Genomic DNA, 22,645 nt, shown 5'->3' with positions numbered 1-22,645 from the left:
CCAGGGAAGGAAAAAATCTATGCAGGATATAGATGACTTTTGTAAGCCCCAAGCGGATGGTATAATTGATTTTTCTTTATCCCTGCAATCAGCCATTTGATTAATTTTTCAGATGTCATTCTCAAATTTCCAGCTTAAGCCGACAGTGCAGGATAATTCTTAATCATAATTGTTCTAGATTGCCATAAAGAAAGAGATCCTTAGTATTGATACTCTTTTCTTAAACTAATATCTTTCTGGCATTATGAAAAAATACGCTTTAATACTTTTCGCATTAATCATATCAATTTCCGTTTCGGGGCAATACAAGCCTTGGACTTCCCCGGAACAACCTTTAAGGGAAATCAATACATTAAAAAAACAAATTGTAAAGCCCGATTTCAGAAAAAAAGACTATTTCGTTACTGATTTTGGTGCTATTGGTGACGGAAAAACAAAAAATACGGAAGCTTTTAAAAAAGCTATCGAAAAATGCAGTGCAGAAGGCGGAGGAAGAGTTATCGTTCCAAAAGGTGTCTTTTTAACAGGAGCCATTTATTTAAAAAGCAATGTGAATTTACATGTCAGTGAGGGTGCAACAATCCTGTTCAGCCAGGATAGTAATGACTACCCTATTGTTTTCACAAGATGGGAAGGAATGGAATGTATGAATTATTCATCATTGATCTATGCTTATGAAGAAGAAAATATTGCTGTAACAGGAAAAGGAACACTGGACGGAAACTCTGATAACGACCATTGGTGGTTCTGGTGCGGCGCAAAAAAGTATGGCTGGAACGAATCCCGTCCGGGAAGACAAAATCCGGCCCGTGCAAAACTGCATGAATACATGGCGCAAAAGAAAGATCCGAGAGAAAGAATATTCGGTGACGGATATTATTTGAGACCTAATTTCGTTCAGCCTTATAAGAGTAAAAATTTCTATATGGCGGATGTTTTGGTGAAAAATTCTCCAATGTGGAACCTGAATCCTGTATTGTGTGAAAATGTTTTGATTGAAAGAATAAAAGTAATCAGCCACGGTCCTAATAATGATGGCTTTGATCCTGAATCCTGTAAAAATGTGTGGATCAAAGATTCATATTTCGATACGGGAGACGATTGTATTGCCATAAAATCTGGAAGAGATGAAGACGGAAGAGGTATCGGGAAACCGGCGGAAAACCACATCATCGAAAACTGTGAAATGAAAGACGGACACGGCGGCGTAGTGATCGGAAGCGAAATTGCGGGTGGAGCAAAAAATATTTATGCCATAGGAAATGTGATGGACAGTAAAAACCTTGACAGAGCACTTCGTATTAAAACCAGTTCAAGCCGGGGCGGAATTATCGAAAATGTATTCTTCTACAACACAAAAGTAGGCGCTTATAAAGAAGCTGCGGTACGTTTCAATATGCATTATGAAAAACCGGGCAACTTCATCCCTACGATCAGAAACGTCTGGGTAGAAAATATGGTCGTGGAAAAAGGCGGAAAATACGCCATTCTTTCTGATGCCTACGAATCTTCCCCGGTAACAGATTTTACAATGATCAATGCTAAAATTAACGGTGTTGAAATTCCATATAAAGTTGATTTCCTAAGAAATGTCACCCTGAAAAACGTGACTGTTAACGGACAGCCATTAACTGATTTAAAAAAATAAAATGCGAAGGACATCCATTTTAGCGGGCTTTATCGTTCTATCTGCATTCTCATATGCTTTTTCTCAATCCAAACATTGGCAGAAAAATGAAAGAGAGCTGCACTACAAAGAAGACAAAGGTGATTTTTTGTTGGTTAACGGAAAATACCGGTTCAACCGTGCTTTGTATGGCAACAACCGCGCCTCAAGAGTAGAAGCCGGAGATTTGCCGGAATTTGCGCTGTATCTTCCCGGAATGGGCGGCAATCTTCAGTTTGTTATTCAGAACGGAAAATCCATTAAAAAATTAATTCAGGCCGATACCATTGAAACCCGTTATCGTCCGGGCATGATGTTGTATACCATTAAAGATCAGATCCTTGGAAATGGAAATTTAAAGCTGACGGTTTTAGCACAATCTGAAGAAGAAGGCCTGATCTTAAAAATGGAAACAGAAAACATAGATCCTTTATCAAAGATCTATGCTGTTTATGGCGGAGCAAGCGGAAAAACATTCAGCAGAAACGGCGACATCGGTGCAGACCCGGAATCAGGTTTTTATTTGCTTCCGGAATATTGTGAAAGTAATCAGTTTCAAATCAATAAAAACCAATTTGAGCTTACTTATTTAAACAAGAAAAAAGAAAATCAATTCATCAGCGGAAGTTTTTCAAACACCCATTCATTACAATTAACCGATGCAAAAACACTGGAAAGACTATCTGATTTTACACAAAATAAAGCAGGAAAATCTCCTATAATTTACGCAACATATTCAACCCAAAAAAATCCGGTTTATATCCAAATTAAAAAAGGAAAATCAGATCAAAACTTTTCAGAAGAACAGCTAGCGGGTATTTTCAATGAAGCCGAACGATCCCGATTATCATTAACCAACCGGATTCAGTTAAAAACTCCGGATCCGGATTTAAATAGCTTCGGAGCTACCCTCGCTATTGCCGCAGACGGTATTTGGGAAAGCCCGACGTTCCTTCATGGTGCAGTTGCCTGGAGAATGAGGCTAAATGCCTGGAGAGGGGCTTATGCAGCTGATGTTCTCAGTTGGCACGACCGTGCAAAAGAACATTTTGAAAGCTATTCCCATTCTCAGGTTTTAGAACCCGGTTCCGCACCCGTTGAAATGGATACGCTTTTTCATCTGGCAAGACACAAAGAAAAAATGGTAACTTCGGTATTCTCAAGCGGATATATTTCCAGAAATCCCAATGACAATTCAAAACCGCATCATTACGATATGAATCTGGTTTTCTTTGACCAGATGTTTTCTCATTTTAACTACACAGGAGATGTGCACTTTTTAAAGAAAATGTGGCCTGTAATGGTTCGTCACATGGATTGGGAAAAACGAAATTTCAAACGGGGCGACCTTTATGATGCTTATGCTGCAATCTGGGCAAGTGATGCTTTACAGTATTCGGGAGGAAAAGTGACTCACACTTCTGCCTATCATTACAGAGCCAACCGTGAAATGGCAAAGCTGGCAAAAATCATTGGTGAAGCTTCCATCCCGTACGAAAAAGAAGCTGAATCCATTTTAAAAGCTATGAAAAACGAGCTCTGGATTAAAAATAAAGGGTATTTTGCTGAATATAAAGATGCCCTGGGTAATCAGATTCTTCACGACAAGCCCGGAATATGGTCGGTTTATCATGTTTCGGATGCTTATATTTTAAATGAATTTGAAGACTATCAAAATACGCAGTACATCAACAATCATATTCCAAAGATTCCCATAACAGTAAAGGGGGAAATTAATAAAGAGTATTACACACTTTCCACCACCAGCTGGCAGCCTTATGATTGGTCGATCAACAATGTGGCGCTGGCAGAGAATTTACAAACTGCTTTAGCCTATTGGCAGGCAGGAAGAAATGATGAGGCCTATCGACTTTGGAAAGGCAATCTGGCCGAAAGTATGTATTACGGAATCAGTCCGGGGAATTTTGAGCAATTATCTCACTATGATGCTTTTCGTGGGGAGCTGTACCGTGATTTTGCCGACCCGATTGGTGTGGCTGCAAGAACTTTAACGGAAGGGCTTTTCGGAATATATCCTAAACTATTAGAAAATAAAATCAGCATAAAACCAGGGTTTCCCAAAGACTGGAATTTTTCAGAACTGAAACTTCCGGATTGGGAAATTAAATTTAACAGAACTTCCAAAAAAACGAGTTATTGGTTTAAATCAAATTATGCAAATGCGGTTTCGCTTGATATTTTGCTTCCTGTGAGTCATACCAAAATAAGATCGGTAACCGTAAACGGTAAAAAAGTGAAGTTTTCGATATATCCAAATTCTATTTTACAGCCTTTTGTAAAGTTAGAAACAGAAAAAGGAAAAGAATTTGCCATTGAAATTACGTATTCGGGCGACGAATTAAAAACGGAAAAGGCAGATTACATCACTTATATCTCTGAAAAACTTCAACTCAATTTAGATCCCAAAAAGAAGATTCAACAGGTTTATGACCCGCAGGAACTGATAAAAACTCGAAACGGGAATCAGTTTGATCTGGTGAAAGAAAAAAGACAAGGAACCTTTTTCGTGCAAGTCAAGCAAAGCGGAACAACTTGGTGGCAACCTATAAATGTTGATATCCGTTTTCCTTTGGAAATAAAATGGGCGAATAAAAAACTGCAAATTCAGTCTAAATCAACCAGCACAATCAATGGAAAATTGAGTATTAATCATTTAAATACAGCTTTTTCAATTCAAAAAAATCAAAATACATCAATTGAAATTTCAACAAACGATCTAAGCAAGGGAACCAATTTTATTCAGCTTGAATACAATGGAATCAAACAAAATGTAGAAATAACGGATTGGGAAATCGAAAATAAAGGCGAGTTCACCCCTGTTTCATTAGCCTCGGAATATAATGAGAGAGTAACCGGAATTTTTAATCAGAAATATCTTTCCCCACGACTTAATGTCCCTACCCTGCAGCTGCCGTGGCAAGGAATCGGGAACTGGTGCTATCCTCTGACCACTACTCAAATTGATGACAGCGGACTGATGAAAAATCGAAAAAACGGGAAGCTAGATTTCTTAGGAATTCCTTTTTTAATTGATGACGAAGAGAAAAATATTGTCTTTACAAGTCAGTGGGATAATTTTCCGAAATCGGTTGAGATTCCTGTTACGGGAAAAGGAAGAAAAATTTATTTTCTGATGGCAGGCTCTACCAACCCGATGCAGTCACAAATTACCAACGGAACTATTACAGTTCAATATTCAGATGGTTCGGGTACAGAATTAGAACTAAAAAATCCCGTGAACTGGTGGCCTATCGAGCAGGATTTGTTTGATGATAATTTTGCTTTTGAAATTCCGGATGATAAAATTCCGTACCGGGTTCAGCTGAAAACCGGAGAATTGTACAAAGGGGGAAGTTTAACGAAATATTCAGAAATTAAAGGAGTGAGCAGCCGGGCTGTTGAAGGCGGTGCCGCAACCATTCTGGATCTGCCGATTGACCCGAACAGAGAATTAAAATCAATAAAATTATCAGCAGTGAGCAACGATGTCGTTATCGGACTGATGAGTGCCACTATTCTTAAATAAAAAAATATGAGTAAAAAATTAGCAGTATATCTTGGATTTTTTCTGATAGGCTTTTCTTCATTAACTGCTCAGAAAATAGACCGGAAAAAAGTAGTCCAGCGTCACAATGTGGTTAATACAAAAGCGGATACCCTATCTACTTTAACGGTTGGAAACGGAAAATTTGCTTACACGGTCGACATTACCGGAATGCAGTCATTTCCTGAATATTACAAAAATGGAGTTTCCTTGGGAACCCAGTCGGAATGGGGCTGGAACAGCTTTCCAAATATTAAAAATTATAAATTTGAGGAAACATTAAAGGCCTACGATTTCAACAATGAAGGACGTAAAGCAATGTACAGTGTGCAACTCAAAGAACCCGAACGAAATAAAGGAGCCGTTGAGTATTTCAGGGTCAATAAACACCGTCTGCAATTAGGAAATATCGGTATTGAACTGCTTAAAAAAGATAGTCAGAAAGCAAAAATTTCAGACCTGACCAATATTAATCAGAAAATTGATCTTTGGACAGGAATTATAACAAGTGAATTTTCTTTGGATGGAATCCCTGTAAAAGTCTGGACAGCTTCTTTTCAGAATTCTGATAAAATCGGGATTAAAATTGAATCTGATTTAATTGCTCAAAGCAGGTTAAAAGTTTTCGCACGCTACCCTTCTCCTACCGGACAGTTTTTGGATGATGCTGCTTTTTATGGCAATGAAAACGATCATACCACAAGAATTGTTTCTTCACAATCAACACAGGGTATCATTCATCATCAGTTGCAGAGTGCAGATTATTACACCCGGTTTTATTTTACGGAAGGAAAATTACGGGAAGCGGGAAAACATTATTTTGTGTTCGAACCGTCTTCAAAAAACAAAAAAATAGAATTAAGCGTTGAGTTTTCAGCTAAAAATCCAAAAAGCGGGAAAACGCTATTTGCTGATGCCGAAAAAGAAAGTGCTTCAGGATGGGAATCTTTCTGGAAAAGCGGTGCAGCAGTTGATTTTGAAGGAAGTACAGACCCAAGGGCGCATGAACTGGAACGCAGAATTGTTCTGTCAGAATATTTAACCAAAGTACAGTGCGGAGGAAGCAATCCGCCACAGGAAACAGGATTGACTTTCAACAGCTGGTACGGAAAACCACATACAGAAATGCACTGGTGGCATGGTGTTCACTACGCTTTATGGGGAAGACCTGAGATTTTAGAAAAGCAATTGGAGTATTATTTCAGGACTTTTGAAAAAGCGAAAAAATTAGCAGAAAGACAAGGCTACAAAGGCGTAAGATGGATTAAAATGTCTGATAATGATGGAAATGAAAGCCCTTCTTCTGTGGCTGCATTCCTGATCTGGGAACAGCCGCACATCATCTATATGACGGAACTTCTGTACCGCGACAAACAGGACAAAAAAGTTTTGGAAAAATATAAAGACCTGATTTTTGCAACAGCTGAATTCATGGCAGATTATGCTCATTATGATCAAGATAAAAACCGTTATAATCTCGGGAAAGGCGTTATTCCGGCACAGGAAGTTTTTCCTGCAAAAGACACGTACAATCCGACTTATGAAGTAGCCTATTGGGATTGGGCGCTGAAAGTTGCTCAACAATGGAAAGAAAGATTAGGACAGCCGAGAGATAAAAAATGGGATGAGGTTATTGCAAAACTGGCCCCGCTTCCGGTTCAGGACAGCGTTTATTTGTCAACCGAATCTGCAAAAGATTCTTTCACTTTTCCAAAATGGATGACCGATCATCCTGCTGTTCTGGGGGCGTTAGGAATGGTTCCGGAATCTCCGAAACTGGATAAAAAAATCATGAAAAACACCCTGGATATTGTTTGGGAAAGATGGAACTGGGAACATACCTGGGGCTGGGACTTCCCTATGACGGCCATGAATGCCGCAAGATTGGGGCTTCCGAATAAAGCTCTGGATGCACTTTTCATGAATATTCAGACTAATACCTATCTTAAAAACGGCCATAATTTCCAGGATAAACGTCTCCGTATTTACCTTCCCGGAAATGGAGGAGTTTTAACGGCTGTTGCCATGATGCTCGAAGGCTGGGATAGTTCCAAAGGTGAATTTCCGGGTTTTCCAAAAGACGGCTCATGGAAAATAAAAGCGGAAGGTTTTAAAAAGATGCCTTAAATCAGTTTCATATAGTAGTAGTTAGAGTCTGCCTTTGGGCAGGCTTTTTTGTGTCCTTATTTTAAATTTTCAAATCCAAAACCCAATAATAAAGGCAGATAATTTCACATTAAACAGTTCACCGAAAGTACAGGACAGTCTGTTTATATGTTTATACTAAATTAGCCGTAAATCAGATGAGATGGACAAGCCCAGACATTTTACACGCAGAGAATTTTTACAGACTTCAGCCCTTGGGATCACAGCTGGGGTTCTGGGGATTTCCTTTACAGGTTTATCTTACGACAAACCTTATTTCAGCTTAAAACCAATCGGGCGCACCTTTTCATTGGAGAACTATTACATTTGGTGTAATTCTCCGATTTGGGGTGAAGACGGTAAGGTTCATCTTTTTTATTCCAGATGGAGAAAAGAAAAAGGAATGGGCGGCTGGCTCAACGGTTCTGAAATCTGCCGTGCAGAAGCCGATTCTCCCTATGCTGAATTCAAACATAAACAAGTTATTCTTGCTCCGAGAGGTGGCGAATTCTGGGATGCCACAACTTGCCATAATCCTTTAATTACCAAAGTGAAAAACGAGTATTATCTTTTCTACATGGGCAACCACAACGGAAAAACAAATACCAAAAGAATAGGGCTTGCCACTTCCAAAAGCCTTGACGGAGATTGGGTAAGGCCAGAAACACCTCTGCTGCTTCCGGGAGAAAAAGGCTCATGGGACGACCATTGTACCACAAATCCAGCTTTTATAAAAGGAAATGACGGCAAATTCTGGCTTTTTTATAAATCCTGGAACACTGAAGAATACGAAAACCAGAAAGGTCCGGTAAGAGGAAACCGAAAATATGGACTGGCCAAGGCTGATCACCCTTCAGGCCCTTACGAGAAAATAAAGGAAAATCCTGTCATTGATTTTTCATTGCAGCCAGACAATGCCCAGCTGGAAGATGCTTTTATCTGGAAGCAAAATGGAAAATTCCATATTGTAGCCCGTGATATGGGATTTTTTAATCATGAATACGGTTTACATTTGACTTCCAGGAACGGCCTTAACTGGTCCAAACCAAAAATCGCTTATCTTAATATGAAAAGCTATATTAAGGAGCCTGCAGCACCTGATCATTTAAAACGGTTCGGGAGATTAGAACGCCCCATGATTTTAATGGACAAAGACGGCAAAGCTCCTAAATTCCTGTTCGGAGCCACACAGGTAGGAAAGTTCGAAACTTCCACATCTTTTGTCTTTGAAATTACAAATACCGGAATTTAATTCTCAAATCCATTTTTGTGTTTTGCTTTACCGGAAATAAACTTCGGGTTAGCATAATCAGACAGCTTCATTATACCTTTCATATTATTCTGTATTAGGGCATACTATTAAGTCTTTTTGCATTTGTGCTTAACTTTGTATACTAAAATTGTATTTTTCCGTTATAATTTATAGCAGAACTATTGTAATTACAATTAATATTATAAATATTTGTAACTTGCCTTGCACCGTTCGTTAACCTTTGAATTATTCTTTAAACTGAAATAAACATCTCCTATCCAATATCATGGCAGAAACATTTGAAATAATAATCAATGAGCATTCCAGAGTTCCCAAATACAAACAGATTGTGGATTCTATTCTTAATGGAATTGATAGCGGAGAGATTAAGATTGGTGAAAAAATCCCTTCCATAAACGAACTCAGCGAGTCTTGCTTTCTTTCAAGAGATACTGTAGAAAAAGCGTATAAAGAACTCCGAAAAAGACAAATCATCGAATCTGTAAAGGGAAAAGGATATTATATCTCACGGATTAATAAAAACGACGTGATCAACATTTTCTTCCTGATCAACAAACCGAGTACTTATAAAATGATGATTTATAATTATTTCGTCAATGCAATCGGTACCAAAGGCAATGTTGAAATGTATATTTACCATTGTGACGAAACACTTTTCATTAATTCCCTAAAAAAGAACCTGGGCGGATTTGATTATTACGTGATCATGCCTCATTTCCGTGATGAGCAGTCTAAACATACCAGCTCAACACAGCAGGTTTTAGATATGATTGAACAAATCCCGAAAAACAAATTATTGTTGTTAGATAATACAAAGCCCAATATTTCAGGAGAATATGGCTCTATATTTCAGGATTTTGAACATGATATTTACAATGCTTTAGAGGAAGGTTTAGACAAAATAAAAAAATACGAAAAGATCATTTTGGTGTATCCCGACAAATCCATTCATCCCTATCCCTTCCGTATTGTCCGCGGTTTTGAAAAATTCTGTAAGGATTTTAAACTCGATTATGAAATTCTTGATGAAATTTATCCCGATATGGAATTGCAGGAAAAAGATATTTTCATTACGATCCGGGAACGGGATCTGGTGAACCTTGTTAAGCAAATCAGACAGAAAAATCTTGAGTTGGGCAAAGACATCGGAATTATTTCCTATAACGAAACGCCTCTTAAAGAACTGCTGGGAATTACGGTAATTACTACAGATTTTAAAGCTATGGGAGAATCTGCAGCCTATATGATTCTGAAAAATAAAAAAGAATCTGTGAATAACGTCTTTAAATTTATTCAAAGAGATTCTTTATAAACAATCATGCAATCGATTACATAAATCATATTTTCGAATTTAGAACAAAAACACTTTTAAATACTATCAAGAAATATATTATTCAATTATGATTAAAAAATTAATTTTTGCCATTGGTTTTATGATGGCAGTAAGTGTTTCAGCGCAGAAAACAAGTGATAAGGAGGCCGTAAATGCTGTTGCCGAAAAGTTCAGATTAGCAATGATAAGCGGAGAAAAACCTGATTTAGAATCTTTGATCCTGCCGGAATTAACTTATGGACATTCAGGAGGTCATATTGATGACGCCAAGGAATTTGTAGAAAAATTAGTCAGCAAAAAGTCTGATTTTGTAACGATTGATATTACAAATCAAACTCTAAATATTGTAGGAAATACAGCCATTGTCCGTCATCATTTTTATGCAACGACCGCTGATGCCGGAAAAGCACCAGGAGATGTGACGTTGGATATCTTATTGGTTTGGGTAAAAGTGAAAAATGACTGGAAGCTATTGGCCAGACAGGCGGTGAAGGCTGAAAAGAAGAAATAAATTTTCAAATTATAATAAACAAAATTCGCAAGATTGTCTTGCGAATTTTTATTTTGAAATTGTTTATGTTTTTAACGCAAAGATTTTATTTCACTCTGAAGTTTTGCAAATCTTCCGGTTTTTCACAGCAAACCTGCTCCATCACCTGTCTGAACTGCATTTTAAGCATTTCAATAATATGATCGCCGCCTTTGTCCCCTAAAGCTCCTACTGCATACATGAAAGTTCTTCCCATAAAGGTAAATTCAGCACCACAACTTAAAGCACGGGCAACATCCGGACCGGTTCTTACACCGCTGTCCATCATGATTTTAATCTGACCTTTATATTTTTCACTGATTTCTTTCACTACGGCAATCGTAGATTCACCCGCATCAAGCTGCCTTCCTCCATGATTGGAAATAATCATTCCGTCAAAACCTAAACGAACTGCTTCTGCCGCATCTTCGTCTGAAGCCACCCCTTTAATCACCAATTTTCCTTTCCATTTCTCACGGATCGTCTTGATTCGGTCTGAATTCAATCTGCCGGAAAATGTAGCATTCATGAACTGGCCCAGCTGTTTCACATTCATGTTTTTATCCATATACTTATTCATCGTGGCAAAACCCGGAACGCCGTGTTTCAGCATCTCTAAACACCATTGTGGCTTGACCAAAGCTTGCGAAACATTCCGAAAATTAATTTGAGGTGGCATTGATAAGCCATTTCTAATTTCTTTTGCTCTGTATCCAAAAGTCGGAACATCAGCTAAAATAACGAGTACGTCGTATCCGGAAGCTTCACAACGGTCGAGAATATCGTCGCGCAACCATTCTTCTCTCGGATGGTATAACTGATACCAGGCTTTTCCCTCTGTTAATTCGGAAATTCTTTCAAGACTGCTTGTTGTCACTGTACTTAATATGAAGGGAATATTATGCTTAAAAGCTGCTTTTGCTAAAATTTCGGGTGCATTGGGCCACATTAATCCCTGTAACCCAACAGGAGAAACCCCGAAAGGCGCGGAATATTTTACTCCGAATAATTCAGTCTCCATGTTGGTTTCACTGTAATTATTCAGGTAACGCGGGCGAAGAAGAACTTCTCTTAGTTCGCTTGTATTTCTGTCCCGGTTTATATTTTCATTACAACCGCCATCCAGATATTCGAAAGCGAAACGGGGCATTCTTTTTTTTGCCTTTTCGATTAAAAGTTCAAGCGAAGCGTAACGGGTGTCAAATGGAAATGCCATGTTTTATAAATTAAGAATTAACGGTTGAAGCACTTTCATCTGATAATGCTGCTGTAAAAAAGTTTCGTCTATTTTTTTGTTCGAAATCACCATGGAAGCTCCCAATGCAGAACCCAGCGGAGAATGGGTAGACATCACATTGTAATGCTGAAAATGGTGAGACATAAGCTTCATAAATACATCATTATCAGTGAATCCGCCATCGATATAAATATTTTCAATATCCGAATTTCCGATCGCATTTTTGATGGTATGAATCTGTAAATCCATCAGTTCTATCATTAATTGATGATATGCTTCTTCAAAAGTAGCAAATGATTTTAAATCTGTTTCACTGATCATTTTTCGTTTTAAAATAATTCCTTCAAAGCGAAAATAGATATTTTTATTTTTCATCAAGCGCAAATAAAGATCCTGATCAAACTGTACTTCTCTGTGGAAACCATATTCTTTTGCGTAATAAGCACATAATTTTTCAACCTGAATTTTGTATTCATTTCCCATGAAAAAACGGGATGCTTTTACACGTTTCCCATCAATCCGCATGTAATTCAGGCAATTATTTTCTATATCTTCATCAGTCAGACTTTCATCATTAAAAGGATTTAACGAAATACTCCAGGTTCCTGTTGAAAGCAGTAAAAATGGTTCTTTTTTGCTTAAAATATAAGGTAATAACGCTGAAGAACTGTCGTGAATCCCAACACCGATTTTGATTTTTTTATTTCTGTAAGAAGTATTGATACTCGCAGAAGTCGGCACAATCGGAGGTAATAAAGCATCTATTTCTTCTTCATACACCCAGTCGTGATAATCCGCTTTGTCATAATCCCACAAATTGGTGTGACAGCCTATCGAAGTAAACTCCGACACACAAATTCCGGTAAATAAATATGATAAATACTGAGGTAAATGAACACTGTAACGGATTTTTCTGAATATTTCCGGATGCTTATATTTCAACCAGAATAACTGCAGGCCTGAATTAAGCATTCCTGCCTGAGGTGATGCTGTTTCGCGGGCAATTTTCAGTTTGCTGCCATGTTTTTCATAAAATAAATCAAGAATTTCCTGATCCATTGGTTTGGTGTAATTGTATAGTGGAGTCAGAACATTTCCTTTCTGATCCAGATGCACAAAACTCGCTCCATAGGTGGAAAAATTGATGGCTTTTACTTCATATTCTTCATTATCAAGAATGGCATTAAAATTATCTTTTATCCAATTTTGTAAGGCTGCAAGGTCTTCCGAAGGATAATCATCCTCATCAATAGTGAGCGGTAATTCTGTATATTCCCGAACAACTTCTTTATAATTCTTATCGAATAAAAAGAACTTTTTATTGGTTTTTCCAATATCAAATACAATGGTTACCTTTTTTTTAGACATTCCTGGGATGAATTTTTATTTTTTGTCATTGCGAGGAGCGAAGCAGCAAAGCAATCTATTTTTTAAACGCAGAGTTCACAAAGTTTTATTTGACTACTAAACGTTTTTAAGTTTGCAAAGGCTTTTTACTCAACAAAGTATACTAATTTGTTTTAAACACCATTAAGGAGTGTTCAGATATTAAGATTATCAGAAAAAATCCACTAATTTCTTTAAGCAATATTACTTAAAAACCCAATAATCTAAACACTTTCAACCTTAATGATAAAAATATAAGGATACATATAATAATAACTTTCGATTGCACTCAAAAGTTGAAATTATCAGTTTTAAAACAGGGTTTTATAATCCCGTTGCTTTGGTTTCTAAACCTCTTTCAGCAATTAAATTTTCTCTTACCTTTAAACTTCTGTAAGCTGCAATCGGATCTAAAGCGGCTCCTGCCTGCAGTCTTGCAGCCCTTAATAAAGGACGAACATCTGTTCTGTAGGCATTTTGCAAAATATCCTGCGCACCAACGACATCGTTGTTTAACTGTGCTGTTTTTAATGCTTTCTGATCAACCAGAAGTGCCTGTGCGTAAGCAATTAAAATAGCTTCCAGAGACTGTAATAAATCTTCCAGCGGATCTTTAATGTTATGACTTGCATCAATCATCCAGGCCGGATAAGGGTTTTGAGGATTGTTTTCCATACCGTACACCAATTCATTGAAAATCAAGAACAAGGCATAAGGTTTAATGGAACCTACCGTTAAATCATCATCACCATATTTGCTGTCGTTGAAATGAAAACCTCCTAATTTTCCTTTGTACATAAGGGTTGCAACAATCTGTTCAATATTAGTATTCGGTAAATGATGACCTAAATCTACCAGTGTATAAGCTCTTTCACCACAAGCATTGGCCAACATAAACGAAGTTCCCCAATCCTGAATTGTGGTTGAATAAAAATTCGGTTCGTAAGGTTTATATTCAATGAAAAGTTTCCAGTCTTCAGGCATTCCTGCGTAAATTTCTTTTAAACTTTTTTCAGTGTTTGACAATGCGGTCTGAAAATTCAATTGTCCCGGAAAACTTGCTCCGTCCGCCAGCCAAACCGTTAAACTTTTTGAATCTAATTCTTTTCCGATCCTGATCACTTCTTTGTTGTGTTCCACGGCATAGGCTCTTGAATCTTCATTCGCAGCATTCAGAGAACCGAATTTATAAGAGTGCTCAGCTCCTGCCTGATCCTGGAATGTGTTGGAATTCATGGCATCAAAAACAAGTCCATGAGAGGCAGCTATTTCTTTAATGGCTTTCACATCAGTTGGAATATCCCAAGGAATATGTAATGAAACAGCTCCTGCAGAATGCGTTAAAGCATGAATTAAACCTACATCATCCAATTTTTGCTCTAAAGAAGAAGGTTCGCCGCCATAGGAAAATCTTCCAAAACGGGTTCCTCCCGCTCCTAAAGCCCAGCTCGGAATAGCCACCTGGAAATCAGCGATTTTGTTGACAATCTCAGCAACATTGGCTCCTGATCTTGTTAATTTATTTTGTAGAAAATCGAAATCTGTCGTAAAGTTTTCAATTTCTGGTTTATTATATTGTTCAATGATATCTTTTCCTATAATCATGATTTGATTTTTTTGAATTGATTTTTAACCACAAGAGACACAAAAGCTTTTTATTTTTAAACGCTTTAGAACACTTAAGCTTTAAAAAGTTTAAATCAATGGAAAGAAAAAGTCCACATAAGAAGAAAATCAAAGATTTTCAAAAAAACTTAAGTGTCAAAAAAAGCCTTTTGTGATGAATTTTTTTAATCTATTATCTTGGGAAAGCATTTGCCATTCCTCCGTCTACATTGATGATGTTTCCTGTGGTTTTATCTAAGATGGCAACGCACGCAAAAACTCCGTTTGCAATGTCTTCAGGAAGGATAATTTCGTTTAATAAATTTCTTTTTGCATAAAATGCCGGCAGTTCTTCAACAGAAATTCCGTTGGCTTTTGCACGGCCTTCTGCCCAGGCTCCTTCCCAGATTTTACTTCCTACAATTACCCCGTCAGGATTTACAACATTTACTCGGATTTTATCTGTTGCCAATTCTGCTGCCAGTAATCTTGTCATATGCTGTTGAGCGGCTTTTGCAGTTCCGTATGCCACGTTATTAGGGCCGGCAACCAATCCGTTTTTACTTGCGATGTTAACAATATCTCCTCCTAAGCCTTGCTTTTTCATGATTTCCACCCCATTTTTCACCATCAAAAACTGACCTTTTACCAAAACATCTTCCAGTAAATCCCAGTCTTTTGTAGTGGTATCTTCCAATGATTTGGAAATCGCTAAGCCAGCAGAATGAACAATGATATCTACTCCACCGAACGCTAAAACTGTGTCTTTAAAAGCATTAGCAATAGCCTCTTCATTAGTCACATCACAAGTAACCGCTACAGCCTGATCTTTGCTGTATTTTTCTGTAACAGAATCTAAAGTTTCCTGATTCAGGTCTGTAAAAACAACGACAGCACCTTCCTGAACCATTTTGTCTGCAATAGCCTGTCCGATTCCGCCTCCGGCTCCTGTAACAACAGCAATTTTTCTTGACAATGGCTTTTCTTTAGGCATTCTTTGAAGCTTAGCTTCTTCAAGCAACCAATATTCAATATCAAAAGCTTCCTGTCTTGGTAATGAAGTGTATTCTGAAATAGCTTCTGCTCCGCGCATTACGTTGATTGCATTGACGTAAAATTCGCTTGCCACACGGGTTGTCTGCTTATCTTTTGAGAAACTGAACATTCCTACTCCCGGATAAATGATGATCACCGGATTCGGATCACGCATTGCAGGGCTGTTCGGGTGTTTACAGGTTTCATAATATTCTGTGTACTCCTGTCTGTACTGTTCGAAAAGAGGAGTTAGTTTTTCTAAAACAGCTTTAGCATCGCTTACATCTTCATTTTTATCTAAAGTTAAAACTAACGGCTGAATCTTAGTTCTTAAGAAGTGATCCGGACAAGAAGTTCCTAGTGGTGCCAAACGCTCCAAATCGTTGCTGTTGATGTATTCCAAAACCACATCGCTGTCTGTGAAGTGACTCACCATTCTGCTTTCGGAAGAAGCCAGGCCACGTAATAACGGCATCAGCTGAGCTGCTTTATTCTTACGCTCATCAGCAGGAAGAGATTCAACTTTCTGTCCACCGAAAACATGTTCTTTTTCTCTAATTTTTTCAGCAATATATTCAGAAGCCTTTTCAATAACTTCCAAACTGTTGATGTAGCATTCGTAAGAAGTATCTCCCCAGGTAAATAATCCGTGGCTTCCTAAAACAATTCCTCTGATCCCAGGGTTATCATTTAAACATTTTTCCAATTGTAATCCTAAGTCGAAACCCGGGCGCTGCCATGGAACCCAGCCCATTGTATCACCCCAGATTTCCTTTGTGATTTTTTCACTGTCTTTTGCGGCCGCTACTGCAATTAAAGCATCCGGATGAAGGTGATCAATATGTTTGAATGGAAGTAAACCATGTAAAGGTGTATCAATAGAAGGAGCTTTGCTTTCCAGGTCAAAAATACAGTGATTGAATAAGCCCACCATTCTGTCTTCATCTGCTAAGCCCTGGTACACATTTTTCAGGTTTCTCAATCTTTCTGTGTATAATCCGGCAATTCCTTTTCTTGTTAGTGTTCCGATGTCACCGCCCGAGCCTTTTACCCACATCACCTCAACTTCTTCGTTAGTTAACGGGTCTTTTTCAATGGTTTTGCAGCTTGTGTTACCACCTCCGTAATTGGTAATTCTTAAATCTGCCCCTAATATATTTGAGCGGTATAAAAATAAAGCTACCTGATCATTTCCGAAAGATGCAGCTTTGTTTTCGTCCCATAAATAGTCTACGTATTTGAATGTTTTTACTTTTTCCATTGGTTTACTTATATTTCTGAATTTCTATCCAAAATTAGACTGTAATATTTTTTACAGCATCCCGTACTATACTGGTAAATACTGTATTTAAAGATAAATTAACATTTGAATCTTTACCAGTCAATTCATCTTTATAAAACAATCCGGCTGAGGATATTTATAATTAATATTTTGTGATTAAAAATGTTGGTTTAAAAATTTAACCATTAATAAAATGTCAGCAGTCAGAAATTCATTTAGTTAATAGTTAAAATATACTTTAAGTGTTAATCTGATTAGTATCCGGGAAGCTGAGACAGATTTGGATTATCAACCAACGGATGACCTGCCGACTGTGCGGCAAAAGGCAACAATTCTGTTTTATTGGGTACAAATCCGTAGAAAAGACCATCTCCTCCACCTTCAATCCAGTTCGGATATACTCCTCCGTTTTCAGCTGAACCGGTTGGTTTGGTATAGATGATATTACCGATCTGAAGCTGGCCTGCAGCAGCTCCTATGAATCCGGCTGTCCTTTTTGCATTGCTGTTAAATGTACTGTTATAAGCCTGGAACATATTCGCAGGATACCATTTGTCATCTATTGTAGTGGTTTGTCCGTGTGCTACTGCAATACCTCTTAATGCTGTCTGGTAATTCGCGAAACCTGTAGAACTCGTCGGAACATTAGTGATTACTGCAATTTCTGCAGGGTCTGTAATATCAATATATTTCAATGCTAAAAACGGATCACCATAAATCTGCGCATTTTTTTCTAGTTTATAAAGTCTGTAAACAGGTGTATTGGCATAGGCTCCTGTTTTGTTTGACAAGTTTTTCATCGCCTGTTTTGTCGCTTCAATTTCACTTGCCAAACGATTCATACGGATCAGATCTGTACGAAGATTAAACTCTCCTGCAAATTCCCATTTACGCTCCTGAACAATAGCGGCTTCAAATGCCTGCTGACCAGACGGAGCCGGCACAGCACCTATTCCTGCACGGTTTCTTACCTGCATTAAAGCAGAAATTCCTGCAGCAGTAGGTCCTCCGTTTAGATAGTTTTGAGTTTCTGCATACATTAATAAAACATCTGCATATCTTAACACAGGAATATTTAAATTACGTGCATCAGCCGCCTGTGGAGCCACACACCATCCCATTCTGAATTTACCTGACAGAATGCAGGAAAATGTAGTTCCGGCATTCACCCAGGTGTCACTTGCATTACCATTGTTTAAGAAATATACACTGTAAGAAGTACAAGAAACATCTCTGCGCGTATCTCCCTGATTAAAAGACAAATAATAGCTAGGAAGAATAAATTGTAATGCCTTTCTTGATCCGTACGTTCCCCCACGAGAACCTTCATTGGCATAGACTCCGAAAGCCGAATTTGTATTTGCCCCGTATTCCGCAACCTGCCAAAGAATTTCTGAGTTGGTCACTGAAAATTTTCTTTGACAGAAATTGAACCACAAGGCCTCAAAACCACTTTTGCCCCCCTGAGCCTGAACCAGAGAATTGGCGCCTCCGTTAATAACAGCAGCACAGGCATTATCCGCAATCTGATATAGTTGTTGAATCCTACTGTTATCATTGCGACGCGACATCATGGCTCCGCTTCCTGTATTCAGGTCCCAACGAAGAGAGTATCCTGCTGCATACAGAGCAATTCTTGCCAATAGGGCATTGACTCCATGTTTTGTTAAACGTTCTGTTGTTGCATATCCGCTTTGTCCAAAACTTGGAATATTTGCTACAGATTCCTGAAGATCAGCAATGATATGATCATAAATTTCGTCTCTTGAAGTACGTTTTGGATATAATGTATTCGGATCATTCGGATCCATCTCATCCAAAGGTTTAAAAACTGAAGGAACGTCTCCGTAAACACGAATTAAATTATAGTAACAAAATGCACGAATGGCCTTAACTTCAGCCAATAAAGCATCACGTTTTGGGCTTGCTTCCATTTTGCTTAATCCGCTGACTGCAATATTTGTTCTTTCAATAACTGCATACATGGCAGAGTAAATCCCCGTTACCGTATTAGGAGTATACGCATCATATTGATAGTTGGCAATATTATATTTGGAATTATTGGTAGAGCCATCTTCTGAAGAGTGGGTTACTGTATCTCCGGCTCCTAACTGATAATACATTTCAGTTGGAACAATACCTCTGTAACAGCCCAGAACAAACATTTCTGCAGTATCTATATTTTTAAATACGGATTCTGTATCCAATGAATTGTAAGCGGGTTGATCCAGAAAATCGTCACTGCATGAGTTCATCGCTAAAACAGCAACGAAAATTGAGGGAAGAATGACTAATTTTCTTAAAAACACGGGAGTATTATATATATTTTTCATGATTTTAAATATTACATCATTAGAAAGTTAAATTAAGACCAAGAACATAGCTTCTTGAGCGGGGATACGTAGAACTGTCGTACCCAGGTGTAACAGTCACCCCGCTTGCTGCAGAAACTTCAGGGTCATAACCTGAATACCCTGTAATTGTCGCTAAATTGTTAACAGTAAAATAGATGCGGGCATTGGACAACATTACTTTATTCAAAAATTCTTTAGGAAAAGAATATCCTAATGTTACCTGGGCAATTCTCAGATAAGAACCGTCTTCTACATAGTATGATGATGGGTAGGCAATATTTGAAGTGTTTGTATTGCTTAAGCTCCAAAGGCTTGAGTCCTCGTTTGGATTCAATTCTTTTAATCTTACTAAATTGGTTGTTGCCAGCCCTGTATTAGGATCAATCAGGTGATAATAATTATTCCCGAATTCTGAAGGAACATTCTGGAACATCGCATATGGGCTTAAGCTTTGTTTAGTGGCATTATAAATATCATTTCCAACGCTAAATTTCATGAATACAGCTAAGTCAAAACCTTTGTAAGAGAAGTTATTACTGATTCCCCCGATAAAGTCCGGGGTACCGTTTCCGATCTTCTGCATTTTTCTTGTAAACTGATCTCCTGATTCATTATCAGCAGCAAATTTCATATCGCCCGGTTTAGGAGTTCCGGTTGCAGGTTTTACAACGCCCGGCTTTAAGGTTAAAGATCCATCCGAATTTTGGGTAAAGTCATCCGTAGTATAAACTCCCTGATAAATATACCCGTACATATCTCCCAGTTCTTCTCCTACCGTTGCATAGTAGGTCACCATTCCCGTTCTGCTGCCTCCTACACTGAATGTTTTATTCAGTTGTCCGCTCTCAAGAGAAAGAACTTTAGATTTGTTAAAAGAGATATTAAGATCTGTCGTCCATCTGAAGTTTCCGGATTTTAAATTCACCGTATTTAATGTGAATTCCATCCCTCTGTTTCTCATAGAGCCGATATTCTGGTACTGTCTTGAATAGCCTGAAGAAACGGGAAGTACACTTTCGAAAAGCATTTTGCTTACATTATTATTATACCATTCGGAAGTCAATTTAATTCTGCTATTGAAAAATGCCAGATCTACACCAATATTGGTAGTTCTCAGCTCTTCCCACTGAAGATCACGATTTCCCCAATTTGTACTAGTAACGTATGCCGGATATCCCTGAGTATTGTTTATTGGATAATCTGTAAGCAGAACATTGGTTCTCCATAAGTTATTGGAGACACCATTGTTACCTGTTACTCCATATTCAATTCTTAATTTAAAATCATTAATGATTTTATCGATCTTATGACCCTGCCAGAAATTTTCCTGAGAAACACGCCATGCACCTGCTACAGATGGAAAATACCCCCAACGAGAACCTTCTGCAAATTTTGAAGAACCATCCGCACGTATTGTTCCTGTGATTAAATAACGATTATCATAATTATAGTTTACACGGGCAAAATAGGAAAGTAAGCTGTTGCTTGATCTATCTGTATTTTTATCTGCCACCGTTGCATTGGCAATATCATCCAGTCCGAAATTAGGATATGGGAATTTTGTAAGTTTCATGCTGCTTCCTTCGGATTCTTCATACCAGATTTCGTTCCCGATTAAAGCATTTACTTTATGTTTTTCACCAAACGTTTTATTATAATTTAAAGTGTTGGTGATCTGATAACGGAATGTCTCTGCATTGGCAATATTTCCGTTGATCCCTGTATTTACAGGATCTGTAAGGAACGCGCGGGAATTCTGATCCGAAAATGATGTCGATTTGCTGTTTATCCAGCTATATTGTCCGGCAGTTCTCCATGTGAAGTTTTTCAGGAAGTCAAATTCGACACCTGCATTGGCTACGAATGTTCTGGTACGTTTGTTTGAAGTTGAAGCCTGGGTTTCTATGTATGGATTTTCTGTATCGAAACCAGAATCCAACGCTGAAAAATCAGGGAAAGTCTGAGTGTTGAACAAACGATCCTGCGTAAATAATGTACCTCCTATAATAGGCTGAAGAAGAATTTTTTTCATTCCTGAATAAGCACCTCCACCGTTTACAGAATTGTTCGTAAACATGGTATTGAAATCTACTCGTACTCCTTTATACAATTCTGAATTGATATTGGCACGTAATGAATTTCTTGTCTCACTATAGTTTTGAAGCAAACCATCCTGTTTATTGTAATTATAACTGATGAATGCCTGTGTCTTATTATTTCCTACAGAAACATTTACGTTGTGGTTCTGAGTTAATCCCGTTCCTCCCAGCATTTTTTCCTGCCAGTCCAATGTGGAAGCAGATCCGTAGCGATTGGCAATTCTCTGATTGGCTCCGGAATAAAACCCCGGTGCATCGGTCCCTAGATTATTGTCAAAAACATTGCTCCAAGCTGATGGTTTGGACTGAAGTACTCCCAATTCGTACTGATACTTTACATATTGTTCCGCATTGGAGAGCATATCCAATTTTTTTGAAAGCATATCAAATGACATGAAAGTATTGTAGGTGATAGTCGTTTTTCCTTTCTTCCCGCTTTTAGTTTTAATAACAATAATACCGTTGGAACCACGGGCTCCGTAAATGGCAATGGCAGAAGCACCTTTCAGTACATCGATACTTTCAATATCATTAGGATTAATCACATTCAAAGCATTATCCAATTGGAAACCGTCTACAATATACAGCGGATCTGAACTTTGAGTTATGGAAGAACCACCTCTGATCGTAACGTTGGCATTGGCACCCGGAGCACCACCTGCTGTTACGATATTCAGACCTGATGCTCTTCCCTGCAGCGCCTGTAAAGCATTCATTGCCGGTGTAGCTGCCAAATCTTTTGCAGAAACTGAAGAAACAGATCCTGTTAAGTCTGACTTCTTAACTTTACCATAACCGATAACGACCACTTCCTCGATATCTTTTGTGTTTTTCACAGAATCATTTACCGTCTTTTGCCCCCAGACAAAACTTGTTGAAAGCATAAATGCCGGAAAGACGATTCGCTTTATATTTTTATGTTTAACTATTAAAGACATATGTTAATTTTTATGTTACCAAAATACACCGTTACAAAAATCCGGGCATCCTGCAATATCCTGTATTTAAATATTAACGATTCACCATAATCAACCACGATATTTAAGTTATATTTTAAAATAAATAACAAAACAATTGCAAATCACTAATTATTTAACGAAATACTTAACTAAACCGTGAATTAAAAATTCCTTTAT

At 38.0% G+C, this 22,645-nt stretch carries 12 protein-coding genes; 6 read left to right on the top strand and 6 right to left on the bottom strand.

Annotated elements, in window-relative coordinates; all coding sequences use genetic code 11:
- Window positions 1-244: 244 nt before the first annotated feature.
- From FN817_RS03085 to FN817_RS03060, 6 genes are all read left to right on the top strand, one after another.
- Window positions 245-1,648, top strand: a complete 1,404-nt coding sequence (locus FN817_RS03085) for a glycoside hydrolase family 28 protein (protein ID WP_142716667.1) — start codon at window positions 245-247, stop codon at window positions 1,646-1,648.
- A gap of 1 nt (window position 1,649) precedes the next feature.
- Window positions 1,650-5,213: a DUF4450 domain-containing protein gene (locus FN817_RS03080; protein WP_142716666.1), complete on the top strand. Its 3,564-nt coding sequence runs from the start codon at window positions 1,650-1,652 to the stop codon at window positions 5,211-5,213.
- Window positions 5,214-5,219: 6 nt separating this feature from the next.
- On the top strand, window positions 5,220-7,358 hold the full coding sequence (locus FN817_RS03075) for a hypothetical protein (protein WP_142716665.1): 2,139 nt from the start codon (window positions 5,220-5,222) through the stop codon (window positions 7,356-7,358).
- A 181-nt stretch (window positions 7,359-7,539) separates the two neighbouring features.
- Window positions 7,540-8,628: a glycoside hydrolase family protein gene (locus tag FN817_RS03070; RefSeq protein WP_142716664.1), complete on the top strand. Its 1,089-nt coding sequence runs from the start codon at window positions 7,540-7,542 to the stop codon at window positions 8,626-8,628.
- Between the two features lie 286 nt (window positions 8,629-8,914).
- Window positions 8,915-9,961, top strand: a complete 1,047-nt coding sequence (locus FN817_RS03065) for a GntR family transcriptional regulator (RefSeq protein WP_077416308.1) — start codon at window positions 8,915-8,917, stop codon at window positions 9,959-9,961.
- Window positions 9,962-10,049: 88 nt separating this feature from the next.
- Window positions 10,050-10,493 (top strand): nuclear transport factor 2 family protein, encoded by a 444-nt coding sequence (locus tag FN817_RS03060; protein ID WP_077416306.1) that lies wholly within the window; start codon window positions 10,050-10,052, stop codon window positions 10,491-10,493.
- An 85-nt stretch (window positions 10,494-10,578) separates the two neighbouring features.
- Here the strand turns inward: FN817_RS03060 and FN817_RS03055 are convergent, their stop codons facing one another.
- The 6 genes from FN817_RS03055 to FN817_RS03030 form a co-directional block, all read right to left on the bottom strand.
- Window positions 10,579-11,727: an alpha-hydroxy acid oxidase gene (locus FN817_RS03055; protein ID WP_142716663.1), complete on the bottom strand. Its 1,149-nt coding sequence runs from the start codon at window positions 11,725-11,727 to the stop codon at window positions 10,579-10,581.
- 3 nt (window positions 11,728-11,730) lie between these two features.
- Window positions 11,731-13,116, bottom strand: coding sequence for an FGGY-family carbohydrate kinase (locus tag FN817_RS03050; protein WP_142716662.1), 1,386 nt, complete (start codon window positions 13,114-13,116; stop codon window positions 11,731-11,733).
- A 342-nt stretch (window positions 13,117-13,458) separates the two neighbouring features.
- Window positions 13,459-14,739: a sugar isomerase gene (locus FN817_RS03045; RefSeq protein ID WP_077416301.1), complete on the bottom strand. Its 1,281-nt coding sequence runs from the start codon at window positions 14,737-14,739 to the stop codon at window positions 13,459-13,461.
- Between the two features lie 193 nt (window positions 14,740-14,932).
- The gene (locus FN817_RS03040; RefSeq protein ID WP_142716661.1) at window positions 14,933-17,035 is read right to left on the bottom strand and encodes a bifunctional aldolase/short-chain dehydrogenase; all 2,103 of its coding nucleotides are present in this window, start codon (window positions 17,033-17,035) and stop codon (window positions 14,933-14,935) included.
- 275 nt (window positions 17,036-17,310) lie between these two features.
- Window positions 17,311-19,389 (bottom strand): RagB/SusD family nutrient uptake outer membrane protein, encoded by a 2,079-nt coding sequence (locus tag FN817_RS03035; protein WP_185149890.1) that lies wholly within the window; start codon window positions 19,387-19,389, stop codon window positions 17,311-17,313.
- A gap of 19 nt (window positions 19,390-19,408) precedes the next feature.
- Complete coding sequence (locus tag FN817_RS03030; protein ID WP_142716659.1) at window positions 19,409-22,447, bottom strand: SusC/RagA family TonB-linked outer membrane protein; 3,039 nt, start codon at window positions 22,445-22,447, stop codon at window positions 19,409-19,411.
- Window positions 22,448-22,645: the final 198 nt, after the last annotated feature.

Origin of the sequence: Chryseobacterium rhizoplanae, assembly GCF_900182655.1 — a bacterium.
GTDB lineage: Bacteria > Bacteroidota > Bacteroidia > Flavobacteriales > Weeksellaceae > Chryseobacterium > Chryseobacterium rhizoplanae.
The sequence above is the reverse complement of the archived record's forward strand: the minus strand, read 5'-3'. Positions and strand labels throughout refer to the sequence as shown.